The sequence below is a fragment of the Paraburkholderia haematera genome, from assembly GCF_905220975.1.
Lineage (GTDB): Bacteria > Pseudomonadota > Gammaproteobacteria > Burkholderiales > Burkholderiaceae > Paraburkholderia > Paraburkholderia haematera.
On record NZ_CAJNBK010000012.1, the window covers coordinates 134,165 to 149,983 of the forward strand.

14 protein-coding genes are annotated in these 15,819 nt (G+C 63.2%); 4 read left to right on the forward strand and 10 right to left on the reverse strand.

Features of this window, described 5'->3' with window-relative positions; all coding sequences use genetic code 11:
- Positions 1-191: 191 nt before the first annotated feature.
- The 8 genes from rqpR to KHO23_RS21170 all read right to left on the reverse strand — a co-directional run bounded on the left by rqpR (position 192) and on the right by KHO23_RS21170 (position 9,641).
- Positions 192-848 (reverse strand): response regulator transcription factor RqpR, encoded by a 657-nt coding sequence (gene rqpR / locus KHO23_RS21135; RefSeq protein WP_211613185.1) that lies wholly within the window; start codon positions 846-848, stop codon positions 192-194.
- Between the two features lie 10 nt (positions 849-858).
- Positions 859-1,692, reverse strand: coding sequence for a sensor histidine kinase (locus KHO23_RS21140; RefSeq protein ID WP_211613186.1), 834 nt, complete (start codon positions 1,690-1,692; stop codon positions 859-861).
- Between the two features lie 431 nt (positions 1,693-2,123).
- Positions 2,124-2,894 carry a ferredoxin--NADP reductase gene (locus KHO23_RS21145; protein WP_120297358.1) on the reverse strand — a complete coding sequence of 257 codons (771 nt, stop codon included), beginning with the start codon at positions 2,892-2,894 and terminating at the stop codon, positions 2,124-2,126.
- 576 nt (positions 2,895-3,470) lie between these two features.
- Complete coding sequence (locus KHO23_RS21150; RefSeq protein ID WP_211613187.1) at positions 3,471-4,430, reverse strand: ABC transporter permease; 960 nt, start codon at positions 4,428-4,430, stop codon at positions 3,471-3,473.
- A gap of 36 nt (positions 4,431-4,466) precedes the next feature.
- Entirely contained in the window at positions 4,467-5,444 is a 978-nt protein-coding gene (locus tag KHO23_RS21155) for an ABC transporter permease (protein WP_236066939.1), read from the reverse strand.
- 40 nt (positions 5,445-5,484) lie between these two features.
- The gene (locus tag KHO23_RS21160; protein ID WP_236066940.1) at positions 5,485-7,050 is read right to left on the reverse strand and encodes a sugar ABC transporter ATP-binding protein; all 1,566 of its coding nucleotides are present in this window, start codon (positions 7,048-7,050) and stop codon (positions 5,485-5,487) included.
- Positions 7,051-7,455: 405 nt separating this feature from the next.
- On the reverse strand, positions 7,456-8,475 hold the full coding sequence (locus KHO23_RS21165) for an ABC transporter substrate-binding protein (protein ID WP_211613190.1): 1,020 nt from the start codon (positions 8,473-8,475) through the stop codon (positions 7,456-7,458).
- Between the two features lie 113 nt (positions 8,476-8,588).
- The gene (locus tag KHO23_RS21170) at positions 8,589-9,641 is read right to left on the reverse strand and encodes a LacI family DNA-binding transcriptional regulator (RefSeq protein WP_211613224.1); all 1,053 of its coding nucleotides are present in this window, start codon (positions 9,639-9,641) and stop codon (positions 8,589-8,591) included.
- 340 nt (positions 9,642-9,981) lie between these two features.
- On the opposite strand from KHO23_RS21170, the gene KHO23_RS21175 reads away from it, so the two are divergent.
- Positions 9,982-10,962 (forward strand): aldose 1-epimerase, encoded by a 981-nt coding sequence (locus KHO23_RS21175; protein ID WP_211613225.1) that lies wholly within the window; start codon positions 9,982-9,984, stop codon positions 10,960-10,962.
- 1 nt (position 10,963) lies between these two features.
- Here the strand turns inward: KHO23_RS21175 and KHO23_RS21180 are convergent, their stop codons facing one another.
- Together KHO23_RS21180 and KHO23_RS21185 are read right to left on the reverse strand one after the other, a co-directional pair.
- On the reverse strand, positions 10,964-11,761 hold the full coding sequence (locus KHO23_RS21180; protein ID WP_211613191.1) for an endonuclease/exonuclease/phosphatase family protein: 798 nt from the start codon (positions 11,759-11,761) through the stop codon (positions 10,964-10,966).
- Positions 11,762-11,865: 104 nt separating this feature from the next.
- Positions 11,866-12,369 carry a hypothetical protein gene (locus KHO23_RS21185; RefSeq protein WP_211613192.1) on the reverse strand — a complete coding sequence of 168 codons (504 nt, stop codon included), beginning with the start codon at positions 12,367-12,369 and terminating at the stop codon, positions 11,866-11,868.
- Positions 12,370-12,662: 293 nt separating this feature from the next.
- Here KHO23_RS21185 and KHO23_RS21190 point away from each other — a divergent pair, with 293 nt between their 5' ends.
- The 3 genes from KHO23_RS21190 to KHO23_RS21200 all read left to right on the forward strand — a co-directional run bounded on the left by KHO23_RS21190 (position 12,663) and on the right by KHO23_RS21200 (position 15,674).
- Entirely contained in the window at positions 12,663-13,640 is a 978-nt protein-coding gene (locus KHO23_RS21190) for an AAA family ATPase (RefSeq protein WP_211613193.1), read from the forward strand.
- Positions 13,641-14,058: 418 nt separating this feature from the next.
- Positions 14,059-15,165 (forward strand): NAD(P)/FAD-dependent oxidoreductase, encoded by a 1,107-nt coding sequence (locus KHO23_RS21195; RefSeq protein ID WP_211613194.1) that lies wholly within the window; start codon positions 14,059-14,061, stop codon positions 15,163-15,165.
- Between the two features lie 197 nt (positions 15,166-15,362).
- A complete protein-coding gene (locus tag KHO23_RS21200; protein WP_211613195.1) occupies positions 15,363-15,674 on the forward strand; it encodes a high-potential iron-sulfur protein in 312 nt (103 codons plus the stop codon).
- Positions 15,675-15,819 lie beyond the last annotated feature (145 nt).

Consider the following 15,819-nt stretch of genomic DNA (forward strand, 5'->3'; position numbering starts at 1 on the left):
GGACGGTGTTTTTTCCGGCTGCGCGGCAGGCGGAAAATACTTTGGAAAGAAGATGGGGCGCGTTATTTGTCTGAAGATGTCGCGCCACGGAAAGGCTTTCGGCCGCCGTACGTCCAACCGGATGGGAATCGCGCTCTTGTCAGCTTGTCCGTCGCGATCGCATGCCATGCAGCGATCGCGGAAGGTGAGGGTCAGCCGGCCATCGCCGGATTCAGATCGACGAGACGGTTGCTCATCACATAGAAGGTCAGCTCGGCGTTATTGCGCAGCTTCATTTTCTCGAGCAGCCGGGTGCGGTACACGCTGACGGTCTTGACCGATAACGATAGCGTCGTGGCGATATCCGTCAGCCGCTTGCCGGAAGCGAGCATGCAAAGCGTCTGGTATTCGCGGTCCGAGAGCTTTTCGTGCGGCAATTGTTCGCCGTCGAAGGAGACGTAGTCCGCCAGCGCTTCGGCCATGGCCGGGCTGACGTATTTGCGGCCCGCCGCGACCTGCTGGATCGCGCCGATCATCTGCGCGGCATCGACCGTCTTCGACAGGTAGCCGGCGGCGCCGGCCTTCAGTGCGCGCACGGCGTACTGGTCCTCGCGGTACATCGAGAACATCAGCACGGCCACGCGCGGTGCCTTGCGTTTCAGACGCTTGAGCACTTCGACACCGTTCATGTCGGGCAGCGAAATGTCGAGCAGCACCACGTCGTAACTATGTTGGGCAACAGCCTCGAGCGCTTCAGCGCCACTTTGAGCCTCGGTGACTTCACGCGCCACACCGCGGTCGAGCAGCAACTGGCGGACGCCCTGACGAACGACCGCATGGTCGTCGGCGAGCAGGATGCGCAGGCTCATGTTGACGTACTCACGATTGCAGCACGCGGCGTCCGGCGCCCGATGCGCTTGCCAGCATCGCATCCCAAGCGAAGCGTGCGTGCACGAGCGTGCCGCGCGACGCGTCGCCGTCGGCGCTGCATGAGCCGACGCGACGGGCGCTGACGCGCAGCGTGCCGTCGAAGGCGGCGCAGCGCGCCTGCATGCCGCTCAGGCCGAAATGACCGCGACGGCTTCGGGCGTTGCGCGCCAGGCCGATGCCGTCGTCGCTGATGATCAACGTCAGGTGACGGCGGCCGGTTTCGATTCGCACGTCGGCGGATTCGGCGCGCGCGTGCCTGGCGGTATTGTTCAGTGCTTCCTGGGCGACCCGGAACACGGCCAGCGTGGCGTCAGCCGGCAGGCGCGTGAGCCGCGCGTCGGCGGCGCAAACGAAACTCGTGCGCAGGTTCGTGCGTGCGGCGAAGTCGCGGGTCCATTGCGCCAGCGCCCCGGCAATGCCTGCCTCGAGCGACGGCGCATGCAGTTCCGCTACGGCCTGGCGGCTGGCGGCGCACGCGGCGTCGAGCGAACGATTCGCGACGGCGAGCGCGGCGGCGCACTGCGGCGGCGCATCGGCGGGTAGCCAGGTTTCAATGCCGGCAAGCGCGAACCGCGTTGCGGTCAGCTCGGCGCCCACGCCGTCGTGCAACTCGCGCGCCACATGGCGGCAGGCCGCTTCCTGCGCCTGCACAAGTTCAGCCGACAGTTCGCGCACGCGGGCGCGCAGCAGCGCAAGTTCGCGCTCAGCAGCGGATTGCGGCGCGGCGTGTACAAGTGACGGCGGAATAGGGGCGCTAAACGGGACGACAGTCGACGGATCCATGACTTTCCCTCTCAGGAAGCAGTGTGGACGGCAAAGCGGATGCGCGTCGGCGGCGCGAAGACAAAAGAACGCATGCGAGTCTCTGGCCTCCAGTGATGTCCCTGACGCGCTGTGCGCGACGGACAAGTACTACGGTGCGGCGTAACGAAATTTACATTCAGTAACATGCAAGTTGTACCAGGGCAGGTAGGTATACCAGCCGATCGTGCGCCGCGATGATATCTCAAAAAAAGAAAAAATGCAGGTACACCAAGGGTTAGCGCGTACATCTCACGCAATGGTTGATGTTTTGTCACGCGGGGTTTGTAGGAATAATACCGACGCCAAATGTAAATGAGATGGCATCGATTTGTAACTGCGCAACAAAAAAGGAGCCCGAAGGCTCCTTTCTGGTGATGACGCGGCGTGAGCCGCTCGATCCCTGTGTCCGCTTAACCCACGAACGCCTTTTCGACCACGTAGTGACCCGGCGCATTGTTGCTGCCTTCCTGGAAGCCCAGGTCGTCGAGCAGCTTGCGCGTGTCGCGCAGCATGTGCGGGCTGCCGCACAGCATCACGCGGTCGTTTTCGAGCGAAAAGCCCGGCACGCCGAGGTCGGCGAACAGCTTTTCGGTTTCGATCAGTTCGGTGATGCGGCCGCGGTTCTCGAACGCTTCGCGCGTGACCGTCGGGTAGTACAGCAGCTTTTCCTGCACCAGCTCGCCCAGATGCTCATGCGCCGGCAGGTGATCCGTGATGTATTCCTTGTACGCCAGCTCGTCGACGAAACGGCAGGTGTGCGTGAGAACCACGCGCTCGTAGCGGTCGTAAATGTCCGGATCTTTGATGATCGACATGAACGGTGCGAGACCCGTGCCGGTGGAGAGCAGCCACAGCGTCTTGCCCGGCAGCAGGTTGTCGGCCATCAGCGTGCCGACCGGCTTCTTGCCGATCAGGACTTCGTCGCCGACCTTCAAGTGCTGCAAACGCGACGTGAGCGGGCCGTCCTGCACCTTGATGCTCAGGAATTCGAGGTGCTCTTCGTAGTTCGCACTCGCAAGGCTGTAGGCGCGGATCAGCGGCTTGCCTTCGACTTCGAGGCCCACCATCGTGAACTGGCCGTTTTCGAAACGGAACGACGGATCGCGCGTGCAGGTGAAGCTGAAAAGCGTATCGGTCCAGTGATGGACGCTCAGGACGGTTTGTGAATTCAGGTTGCTCATGGCTTCTTGGATAGTGCGAAAACAAAGGCGGCCAGTCGTTTTAGCCGGCCGGCACGGCAAGGGCGATGCTGCGCTAACCCGAGGTCGGGAATCACGCGCAATCCGCTATTTTACCGCGCCCGCTGCCTGTGGGCTGCGGCGCGGCGGTTGAGCGTGGTGAAGCGGGTTACCGGACCTCGAAGCGTCGGCGCCGCCGGTTGTTACGATCGGCGCCGCGAAGTACGTTGGCGTGGCTGCAGCCGCGCTTCAGCAAGGATACGGCGATGGGCGAAAACCGCGCAGGGTGGCTGCCATCGGCTGTCCGGCATGCGCCGGATAGGCGCGCCGCGCGGGCAACATTTTCAGGATGATACCGAAACCCGCCGTGCGCCGCAGCATTGACCCTGCTGATAAAACTGGCAAAAGTGGAGAAAACGGGCTGGAAAGGTGAGGAATGGGTCTGAACCGGTCGAGACGCGCCGCGAGATGTGACTGTGTGGACTTAGCCGGCTGTTTTGGTACACAAAGGTTGCCAGGCGGGCGTCGAGGCCGCCGAAAACTCAATCTGCATAAGCATTGTAGCGTTTGGTACTTTGGTCACGCCGGAGCCGCCGAACGCCTTTTGCCACGCTGCTTCAGCACTCTCGCTTGCAGCACGATCACCAGCAGCAGGAACACCCCGCGAATCACCGACTGCCAATACGCCGACAAGCTGATGAACCCGAGCCCGTTTTCGAAGTTCAGCAGGTTGAACACGAGCCCGAGCAACAGCACGCCCGCAATCGTCATGGCGATCGAGCCTTCGCCGCCGGTGAGCAAGGTGCCGCCGAGCACCACCGCCGAAATCGCGAACAGCTCCCAGCCTACCCCTTCGTTCGGCTGACCGGCACCGAATTGCGCGGCGAGGATCACGCCTGCCATGCCCGCCAGCAGTCCGCTTACCGCATAAGCCGTCACCAGTGTGCGGTCGACGTTCAGACCCATCAGCCGTGCCGCTTCCTCACTGCCGCCGATCGCCAGCGAATGCCGCCCGAAGCGCGTGCTGCGCAGCGCGAGCCACCCGGCCACCGCCGCTACAACCGCGACGATGCCGGGAATCGGCAGTCCGAACAGATCGCCCTGGCCGAAGTTGCCGAAGTTCGAGTCGGACGCGATCGAGACCGCATCGTTCTTGCCGAGCAACAGCGCGACGCCGTGCGCGCCGAGGCTGGTCGCGAGCGTCACGATGAAGGGCAGGATTTTCAGCCGCGTAATGATCAGGCCGTTGAGTACGCCGACGGCCATGCCGGCCGCGCAGCCGGCCAGCACCGCGACCCAGCCGCCGTACACGCTGGTCAACGCGGCGACCACGCTCGCCAACGCGGCTACCGTGCCGACCGACAGGTCGATGCCGCCCGTGATGATCACGAAAGCCATGCCGATCGAGATCAGCGCGAACATCGAGTTGTAACGCCAGAACGAGGTGATGTTGTAGGCCGAGCCGAAATGGTCGTAGCGCACGAGACCGAGCACGATCAGCACGACGAGAGCAAGCAGGATGGGAAGGTTCTTTTTCATCGCATCGAATCCGGGAGTGTCCCTGAAGCGTTGGGGTTACCGCGAGCGCCGCTGCACATAAACCGCCGCGACGATGATGCCGGCCTTCACCACCAGCGCCGCCGCGTCGGGAATGCCGTGCGCGAGCAGCGTATAGCGCAGCAACTGGATGATCAGCGCGCCGATCAGCGTGCCGCCGATAGACGCCTTGCCGCCCGTCAGCGCTGTGCCGCCGACCGCCACCGCGGCGATCGCGTCGAGTTCCACGCCGAGCCCCACCACATTCGCATCCGAGGACGAATTCACCGAGATCGAGATCAGCCCCGCCAGCCCCGCGAGCGCGGCGCACACCGTGTAAGCAATCAGCTTCACGGTGGCCGTCGGCACACCGCACAGATAGGCAGCCTTTTCGTTGCCGCCGGTGATCAGCAGATACTGGCCGAACAGCGTCTTGCGCACGATCCACGCGAACAGCACGACCAGCGCGAGCATCAGCAGCACCTGAAACGGCACGCCGGCGACCTTGCCCAAGGCGATCCATTGGAAGGCGGGCGTGTTGAACGCCTGCAGGCTGCCGTCGGTGACGACCTGGGCGATGCCGCGCCCGGCGATGAACAGCACCAGCGTCGCGACAATCGGCTGCACGGATAGCCTCGTCACCAGCAAGCCGTTGAAGACGCCACACGCCGCTGCCGCCAGCACGGGCAGCACAAACGCGAGCGCAATGCCGCCCGGCCCCGCAATGTTCAGGAACAGCATCGGCGCGAGCGCACCCGAGATCGCCATCGACGCGCCCACCGACAAATCGATGCCGCCCGTCGCCACCACCAGCGTCATGCCGATGCCGACGATCACGATCGTCACCACCTGGGTCATGTTGACGTTGAAGGTTTGCAGCGACCAGAAGTGCGGGGTGAAGATCAGGTTGAAGAGCACCATCGCGAGCAGCACGATCACTTCGCGTTGCATGGCGAGGCGCCGCCATGTCTTTGCCGTCGATGCGGGCGTGACGCGTGGCGCGGCAGAGGCTTGCATCGGCGGTGCGGTTTCGTTGTGCAACGACTCGGTGTGCAACTTAAGCGCCATGACGGTCGCCCTCCAACGCGTCTTCGATATGGGCGGCCTGGGCGGCTTCGACCAGTTGCGACGGGCCTTCGCTGCCGTAGGCGATGGCGTCCATGATCGCGGTCTCGCTCATGTCGGCGCCATTCAGTTCGGCGACGGTGCGACCGTCGCGAATCACCACTGCGCGGTCGGCCACCGCGGTCAGTTCTTCGAGTTCGGAGGCGGATAGCAGCACCGCGAGGCCCGCATCGCGCAGTTCGCGCACGATCTTCGCCACGTCCGCTTTGGCGCCGACGTCGATGCCACGCGTCGGTTCGTCGAGTAACAGTAACGAAGGTTGCGCGGCGAGCCAGCGCGCGAGCAGCACCTTCTGCTGATTGCCGCCTGACAACTCGCGAATCGGCTGATCGGCCGAGCGCAGCTTGATGCCGAGCGATGCAATGAAACGGTCGACGATCGCCTGCTGTTTCTTCACGTCGACCACGCCGTTCTTCGCCAGCGTGCGCAGGCAGACGAGCGTGAGGTTGTCGCGCACCGAGAGTTCCGGGACGATGCCTTCGGCTTTGCGGTCTTCGGTGAGGTAAGCGAGGCCACGCGCGATCGCGTCCTGAGGCGACTTCAACGCCACCACCTCGCCGCCGATCGACAAGGAACCGTGTTCGAGAGGATCGGCGCCGAACATCAGACGCATGGTTTCGGTCCGGCCCGAGCCGAGCAGGCCCGCCAGACCCACCGCTTCGCCCGCATGCACTTCAAGCGACACGTCGCTTACTTTCGGATGCGTGCCCAGATGCGTCGCGGCGATCGCCTGCTTGCCACGCCGCGCGAGATTCGCTTCGCGCGCGGCGGCGTCTTCCTGTACGACGGCGGCAAGCGTGCGGCCGAGCATGGTTGTGACGAGTTGCAGTTTGTCCATCTCCGCCATCGTGCTTTGCGCGACCGTCTGGCCGTCGCGCATCACGGTGACGCGATCGCACAGCGCGTACAGTTCGTCGAGCCGGTGCGACACGAAGATCACCGCGCGGCCGTCGTCGCGCAGTTTGCGCACCACGGTGAAGAGCAGTTCCACTTCGCGTTCGTCGAGCGAGGAGGTGGACTCGTCCATGATGACCATCTTCGCATCCGACGACACCGCGCGCGCCAGCGCCACCATCTGCTGAATGGCGGTCGAATAGCGGCCGACCGGTTTCTTCACGTCGATCTGCAAACCGAACGATTCAAGCAGGGCGGCGGCGCGTTGCTGCACTGCGCGCCAGTCGATCAGACCGAAGCGTCGCGGTTCGCGGCCGAGAAAAATGTTCTCCGCCACCGAGCGAAACGGCACGAGGTTGATCTCTTGATAGATCGTGCTGATGCCGGCTTCGCGCGCCTGTTTTGGGGTGCGGAAATCGACTTCGCGGCCTTCGAAGCGCACGTTGCCCGAACCACGCCGATACGCGCCGGTCAGGATCTTGATCATGGTCGATTTGCCGGCGCCGTTCTGGCCGATCAGCGCGTGCACTTCGCCGGCTGCCACGCTCAGATTGGCACTGCGCAACGCGGGTACGCCGCCGAAGCTGATGCCGATGTCCTGCATCTCCAGCAGCGGCGAACGGGTAAGGGGAGAGAGCGGTGTCTGCGTGCCGGATTCCGTCACGGGTGTCCTCCTGATGCGAGTGCTGCTTCATGTGCTGCGTGCGCTGTATGCATTGCTCGTGCGAGCCGCTGGGGCCGTTCGTTCGGGCGCTATGCGGGCCGTATCTCCGCACCATCGCGAACCATGTTACGCCGCATAAAAGCGAAGCGACGGCCCGTGCTGCCACGAACGCGTCGCTCCGAACCCTTCCCGTCACCCGCCCCTCCGAGGAGATTGACTCGGGGCGGGGACGTCCTGCGGGCACGGCTCCCGAAGAGGCTTTCTTCGGGGTACGGAGCGCGTGGACACTCCGTTAAAGCCCTGTCCTCAAGCTAACCGCACGTACCCACGACGGCCGGTTGTCGATCAATAGCCGTACTGCATGCTCTGCTGCACGTTGCTCTTGTCGTAGAAGCGGTCCGACACCTTGACCCACGTCGGGATTTTTTCGCCCTTCGCGTAACGCTGGGCAACGTCGCAGGCGAGCGGGCCGAAGAAAGGGCTCGATTGCACGCTTGCGCCGAGTTCGCCGGCGGCGATCGCATCCATGCCGCCCTTGGTGCCGTCGATCGTGACGATCTGGATATCCTTGCCCGGTTGCTTGCCGGCCGCCTTGATCGCGGCGATCGCGCCGAGCGCCATCTCATCGTTATGCGCGTACACGGCGGTCACGTCCGGATGCGCCTGCAACAGCGTTTCCATGACCTGGCGGCCCTTGTCGCGCGCGAAGTCGCCGCTTTGCGAGGCGATGATCGTCATGCCCGGATTCTTCGCGATGATTTCGTCGAAACCCTTCTTGCGATCGTTCGCCGCGGACGCGCCGGTGGTGCCTTCGAGTTCAATGATCTTCGCCTTGCCGCCGGTCGCCTTGACCAGCCAGTCGGCGGCACGATGCCCCTGATCGATGAAGTCCGAGCCGATGAAGGTGATGTAGTCGCGACCCGCCTTGGCCACCGACTGATCGACGTCGCGGTCGACCAGGATCACCGGAATGCCCGCTTTTTTAGCTTGCAGCACGACCGGCGCAAGCGGTTTTTCTTCGCGCGGCGGGAACACGAGCAGATCGACGTGCTGCGCGATCATGCTTTGAATGTCCGAGACCTGTTTGGAGTTGGAGCCGTTGGCGTCGGTCATCACGATCTGCCAGCCGCACTTTGCTGCGACGTCCTTGAAGCTCCTGGTTTCCGCGAGACGCCATGGATTGTTGCTTTCGGTCTGCGCGAAGCCGACCTTCAGCGGAGTCTTGCTGGGCAACTTCGGCAACGCATCGTCGGCGTGCGCCGTGGCGGCGCCGAACCCGATGGCCAGAGCCAGCAGCGAACCTGCCAGCGGACGAATCTGCTGCGTGCGCGCGTGCTTGCGCGACTGCGTGTTGAGCGACGCCATTGTCTTCCTCCAGTACCTGGTGAGGTGTATTTGCTTTTTAGTGTTTCTCCTGTCGGCCGCGCTGTTTCACTTTGACCAGACGTGCCGATTATTTCATCGAGAATTATTATCGGTCAATCACTAATAATATTAATTATTGGCTTTTCTGCCTCGGTAATTACCCTGACCGAACCGCGCTCGACGAGCGGTCCATCCAGTTTCACGAGACGATGGCGCACGGGGGCGCCGGCTGCGCGGTTGTGTTCTTCCTGCAGCAAGGTTTCGACGGCCCAGCGTCCCAGTTCGTAGTTCGGCAGCACCACCGTCGACAGGGGTGGATGCGTGTGGCGGGCAATTTCCTGGTCGTCGTAGCCGAGCACGGAAACGTCTTCGGGCACGCGCAGGCCGAGTTGTTTCAGCGCCTCGATCGCGCCCAGCGCGGTCAGGTCGTTACCGCAGAAAATGGCGGTCGGCGGATGCGCCTCGCGCATCAGCGAGAGCGTCATTTCGAAGCCGAGCCCCGAGCTCCAGTCGCCGTCGCGCACCAGTTCCGGCGCGTACGGCAGATCGGCGGTGGCGAGCGCGGTGCGATAGCCCTTGAGGCGGTCTTTCGAGGCGTCTTGCCACGGCTCGCCGTTGATATAGCCGATTCGCCGATGCCCCGACTGCAGCAGATAGTCGGTCGCCAGATGCCCGCCCGCGACCTCGGCGGGCACCACGGACGAAACCCCGCCTTCGCTCGTGTAGCAGTTGAGCAGTACGGTGGGCACTCGCGAGAGCGCCGCCGGCAGGGTGACCTTGCGGGTGTAGACGGTTGCGTAGATCACGCCGAATACGTGCGGGTTCGACAGCGTCGCGTCGAGCACCTGCTTTTCGATGTCGGCATTGCCGTGCGTTGAGTAGACGGCGAGCATCTTGCCGCTTGCATAGGCCGCATCGCGCGCGCCGTCGACGTTGACGACCGGGTGTGGACTGGTCGATATCTCGTCGGCCAGATAGACGATCAGGTTGCGTTCGTCATCCGAAACCGACACCGGTTCGCGTAGCGACAGCCGGTAGCCGAGGTCGTGCGCCGCCTTCAGCACCTTGTTGCGGGTGGCCTCGGAGAATTTCGCGCCGGTCGCGTTGTTCAGAACCAGCGAGACAGTGGATTGCGACACGCCAGTGAGCTTGGCGATGTCGGTCATGGTCGGACGGCGTTGAGTCGATTTTTTCATTGTGCGGGCCGCGCTGCGTCGGCGCGAAAGCAGGGGCATGCCGGTGGCATGGGTGGTGCTGACGGTACCACTAATAATATGCGTGCGGCAACGCACGCTAACCCGCCATTTGGGAGATTGGATCAGGCGTGAGCTGACTTGTTCCAGCAAAAAATTATTACTAATAATATTGACCGATATGCTTTGGCGTGCGATTCTCGGTCGCGCGGACGCTAACCGTTCGCCGGCCGCGCGCGGTGCGCGGTCCGTCATGGGAGATATCGATGGGCGTTCATACCGCCAACCGCCAGAGCCGCCGCCCTTGCTGACCATGCGCGACGTGTCCTTGAATCCGATCCGCCCGGTCCTGACCGGGCTCACATGGCTCGACGACCCCGCGATTGCGCAAACGCTGGTCACGCTGACGGCGGGCGCGATGCGAGTGGTGGTCGCGCCTGAAATTGGCGGCGCGCTGGCGGCTTACTACGAGTCGACGTCCGAAGGTCCGCTGCACTGGCTGCGGCCGGCCACGCGAGCCGCATTCGATGAACGCGATCCGCTACGCATGGCGAGCTTCCCGCTGTTTCCCTACTGCAACCGGATTCGGGACGCGCGCTTCCAGTTCGACGGCGCCGTAGTCGATCTGAGCGGCAACGACCCGCGTTTTGCGCACGCGCTGCATGGCAACGCGTGGCGGCATCCCTGGCGGGTGGGGGCGCGCACGGGGAGTTCGGTGGAGTTGCACTTCGAGCACGAACCGGATTCGCAGCGGCCTGGCGACTGGCCGTTCCGCTATCGCGCGCAGCAGCGCATCGCATTGATTGGCGACGCGCTGCGCATTACATTGTCCGCGCAGAATCTCGGCGACCGGCCGATGCCCTTTGGCATGGGACATCACCCGTACTATCCACGCACCGCGCAGACCCGTATTTACGCCGATGTGCAAGGCATGTGGCACGCCGACGCGGACGTGCTCCCCACCCATTTCGGCCCGCACCCCGCGGTCGAGGCGCTGCGCCACGGCATGTCGCCGGACGCATTCGCGCTCGACAACAACTTCGCCAACTGGTCGCGCGAGGCGACCATTGCGTGGCCCGACGAACACCGTCAATTGACGATGACCGCCGAAGCACCCTTCGATCATATGGTGGTATTCGCGCCCGCCAACGAGTCGCAACTATGCGTGGAACCGGTGACCAACACCACCGATTGCTTCAACGTGGCCGGCATGCAGGAGCAGGTGGGCGGCTGCGTGTTGCAGCCAGGCGAGGAGATCGCGGCGACGCTGAACTGGACCCCGCGAAGAGGCTAGTTCACTCCACTCGCAACCGTGCCATATACGGCAAATGATCGGACAGCCACGCGGTTTCCTGCGTCGGCTGGATCCATTCGACCGGCTCCATCCCGCGCACGAACATCTTGTCGAGCGCGAGCGCCGGGGAGAAGGCCGGGAAGGTGCGGCCGGATTCGCCGAGCAGCGTGGCCACTTCCCGCAGGCCGTGTTCGGCGAAGAGCGGCACGGAGTCGTTACGCCAGTCGTTGAAATCGCCGGCCAGCACCAGCGGGCCCTCCGGTGCTTCCTTTGCGATCCAGTGCGCGATCCAGCTCATCTGCCGCAAGCGCGCCGAGCGCGTCAGCGCGAGATGCGCGCACAGCAGCGTGACTGAATGACCGCCGAAGGTCGCCCGCGCCACCAGCAGTCCGCGCTTTTCGAAGCGATGTGCGGAGATGTCCCAGCGTCCGCCGAGATCGAGCGGATGCGGCGACAGAATCGCATTGCCATGCCGCCACGACGGCTTGAAGACATTCGGCCCAAGCGCGATCTCGAGTTCGGCCGCACGTGCGATCTCGGTGGCCTGGCAATGCCAAACATCGTTCAACGGATCGGCGATCGGCGAGCCGAAACTACTTGCGAGGATCGGTGAGGGCATGCGCCGTGCCATCGCTTCCTGCAAAAAATACGCGTCCGCATGGGTCGACTGAACCCAGCGCTGCATTGCCTGCCAGGCCTGAAAGCCGAGCGGCGTGCGGCCCTTATGCAGATTCCAGCTCACCGCAATGAAATCCTTGGGCGCGACGCTCTCGCGGATCAATTCTTCTGGGTTTCGCATGCCGCGTTGTCCACGTGTCCTGTTGGGGCTTCGGTTATTCGCTTGAGTTTGCCTGAGCTTGCTTAAGCCGGCGTTAATTCGCGCGGATTGGCTGCCGGGTTGCCTTAGCTCGGGCTGCTCGAAAGGCTCGCACGCACGCGATAGACCAGATTCGGATTCTTGTCGACGATTGTCCAGCTCGTCCACTGGCCGGCCGGCACCTTCAGGCCGGGATGGCTCGCGCTCACCTGACGCGGTTGCGGCGGCAGCTTGCAGCCGGTATCGGTTTGCTGCGCGGTGTCTTCCTCGAACGTTTCCTGGGCTTCGATCGACAGCGTGACCTCTTTTGCATCCGCCTGCAGCGGCGAGACCGTCAGCGTGCGCGCCAGATCGATGCTGCCGCCGGGCTGGTCTTTACAGCCGACGTTATGCTGCACCACCTTGTGATGCGTATCCGTGCGCGCCTGGCCGACGGTGGTCGTGCCGTCGAATGAATCGATCTGCTGGCCGTCGCGCATGACCTGCAACTGCCATTGCACGACCTGCTGCGACGACCCTTGTGCGTTCGCAATCGGCGAGGTACCGAACAGCGCGGCGGCTAGCACGGCGGCGATACTGGTTTTCCACATAAAAAGAGTCTCCGGTCATTGCGTCCGGCAGAGTAGTCAGAGGGCCATCTTACGCCTGATGGGCTGAACGCTTTTCTGACACCTCAAACGGGACCGGGTTCTGCAATACACCATTTCAGGCGGGCTGGGAATCTTCAGGGGAACTTCTTCGGGGGCGTTGCTGGAAACACGCCGTTGTTAGCAGCAGAGCCGCACGACTGCTGGCTTGCACGCGAATATGTCCTCGTTACACTGGACCTGAAACGGCGCCAATAAGGTGCCGCAGCAGCAGGGCCAGTCAGACGGGGTGAGCCATGACAACAGCAATGGTCAAACAGGAAATCGCCGTAGCGTCGTTCAGCCGGGTGTACGACCTCGATCAGGTCGAGCACGCGCTGAACGATCTCGGTGAAGGCGCGAACGAGGCGCTGCGCGCCACTTACGAAAAGATGCTGAAAACCGGCAATATGCGTTTCTGCGTCAAGCCGAACCGGATGCCGTCGATCGATGATCTGATCGACGCGCTGCCCAACTTTTCAGCGCCGCTCGACGACATCCGCAAGCAGGTCGCCTTGTGTCTGGAGACTGAAGACCGTCTTGAACTGATGCCAATCCTGCTGCTCGGCGATCCGGGCATCGGCAAGACGCACTTTGCCAAGCAGTTGGCGCGGCTGCTCGGCACCGCCTATCAATACGTCGCGATGAGTTCGCTGACCGCGGGGTGGATTCTGTCGGGTGCGTCGTCGCAGTGGAAGAACGCGAAGCCAGGCAAGGTGTTCGATGCGCTTGTGAACGGCAGCTATGCGAACCCCGTGATCGCCGTCGACGAGATCGACAAGGCCACCGGCGATTCGCAATACGATCCGCTCGGTGCGCTTTATGCACTGCTCGAGCACGACACCGCGCAGACCTTCATCGACGAATTCGCCGAGATTCCGATCAATGCCGGTCACGTGATCTGGATTGCAACGGCGAACGACGAGCGGTCGATTCCTGAGCCGATCCTGAACCGGATGAACGTGTACGAGATTCCGCCGCCGGATCGTGACGGCGCTCGACGGATCGCCCAATCGATCTACGACGAGATTCGCTCGGCGCATAACTGGGGTCTGCGCTTTCCCGAGACGCTCGGCGACGCCGCGCTCGACGCGCTGAAGCTGGCCTCGCCGCGTGAAATGCGGCGCGCGATTCTCAATGGGTTCGGCGCGGCACGCATCGACGGGCGCGATTGGATCGAAGCCGGCGATATCCGGCTGGATTACGGAAATCGCCGAAAACCGATTGGTTTTTGAAGTTTTTTTGCCATTTCTTGGCCTGAAAATTGCCATTCGGGGACTTTCTATGATCGCAAATCGGGTGTCCATGCCGAGAACGCGATGAATGCTCAGACAATTGTTGCTATTTGTGAGGTGCAATGGCAACTCGCCACACGGCGTCCCGCTCGCATGAAGAGTCGGGCGCCGGGCGCGTCGACGGCGTACACTGATCTTGTCCGGCCCATACGTATTAGACCTGCTCAAGACCGAATGCCCGCAGTCGTCCGCTGCGGGCATTTCTGTCTGTGCCGCGTCGTACAATTTTGCAAAGTGGTTGCGTAAGGCCAGGTGCGTTCGACAGCGAGCGGTGTGCGGTCCACGATAGCCGCACCCTGTCTTCATGGTTATCGGGTGAACGAGGCAGCGCGCGGCGAAGTCAGCCGCGTCAAGGGACATGGATCAAATCGAATGTGTAGTGATCGGCGCAGGCGTGATCGGTCTCGCGGTAGCGCGCGCTCTCGCGGCGCGCGGGCGCGAGGTGATCGTGCTGGAAGCGGCCGAAGCGATCGGTGTGGGCACCAGTTCGCGCAATAGCGAAGTGATTCACGCGGGGATCTACTATCCGCGCGGCTCGCTGAAAGCGGCGCTCTGCGTGCGCGGCCGGGAGATGCTCTACGACTACTGCGTCGAGCACAATGTGCCGCATTCGCGTTGCGGCAAACTGCTGGTGGCCACCTCGCGCAATCAGGTTCCTCAGCTCGAAAGCATCATGGCGAAGGGGCGTGAAAACGGCGTACTCGACCTGATGCGGATCGACGGCGACCAGGCGCAAGCGCTCGAACCCGCGCTCGAATGTGTGGAGGCCGTGTTTTCGCCGCAGACGGGCATCGTCGATAGTCACCAGTTGATGCTGGCGATTCAGGGCGACGCCGAGCGCGACGGCGCGGTGTGTGCGTTCCATGCACCGGTCGAGGCGATCGAGGCGAGCAACGGCCGCTTCATCATCAAGGTGGGCGGCGGCGCGCCGACCACGATCAGCGCCGCCTGCGTGATCAATAGCGCCGGTTTGCAGGCCAACGCGCTCGCGCGCAGGATTCGCGGCCTCGACGCGCGCCATGTGCCGCCGCTCTACCTCGCGCGCGGCAACTACTTCAGCATCTCGGGGCGCGCGCCGTTCAGCAGGCTGATCTATCCGATGCCGAACGAAGCCGGTCTCGGCGTGCATCTGACGATCGATCTCGGTGGCCAGGCGCGCTTCGGTCCCGATGTCGAATGGGTCGATGCGATCAATTACGACGTCGATCCGCATCGCGCGGAATCCTTCTACGCGGCAATTCGCGCCTACTGGCCCGCGCTTCCCGACGATGCCCTGCAGCCCGCTTATGCGGGGATTCGCCCGAAGCTCTCCGGCCCGGGCGAGCCCGCCGCCGACTTCGTGATTCAAGGTCCGGCCGCACATGGCGTGCGCGGGCTCGTCAATCTGTTCGGTATCGAGTCGCCGGGACTCACGGCCTCGCTGGCGATTGCGCAGCGCGTCTGCGAACTGAGCGGGCGCGCCTAATCGTCGCACCCGGGTTTTTCCCGGGTTCTTGCGCCATGCGATCAATCGGCATGCCGCGCTCGATATTTGAGCGCGGCGTCGTACCGATTCGCTTATCTCTATCATTTGAGCGCTCACGCGCGGCGGCTTCGTTGCTATCCTTGGGGACCGCTGTCACCAGAACGGCGATCAGTTCAATATAAATGGAGTGAGTCCCCATGAAGTCTTCCCGTCGTACGTTTTTGATCACTAGCATTGGTGTGGCATCCACCTTCGCCCTGTCGCGCCAGGCTTTCGCCGACGCACCGAAACTCGCCGAGACCGATCCGACCGCACAAGCGCTCGGCTACAAAGCCGACGCGACCAAAGTCGACAAGGCCAAGTTCGCGAAATACGCAGCGGGCCAGGACTGCGGCAACTGCAGCTTCTATCAAGGCAAGCCGACCGACGCCTACGCGGGTTGCCCGATGTTCGCGGGCAAACAGGTCGCGGGCAAGGGTTGGTGCAGCGCATATAACAAGAAGGCCTGATTTCGTTCAGGCCGCGCGCACGCTCAGCGGTGCGCCAAATGCGCTGCAACATGACGGCGCCGGACTGCGGTCCAATCATCGAGGCGTCTGCCGTCCTGCACGGCAGACGCCTTTTTGCTGCTTGAAAACAGCTTGCGCGCTCTTT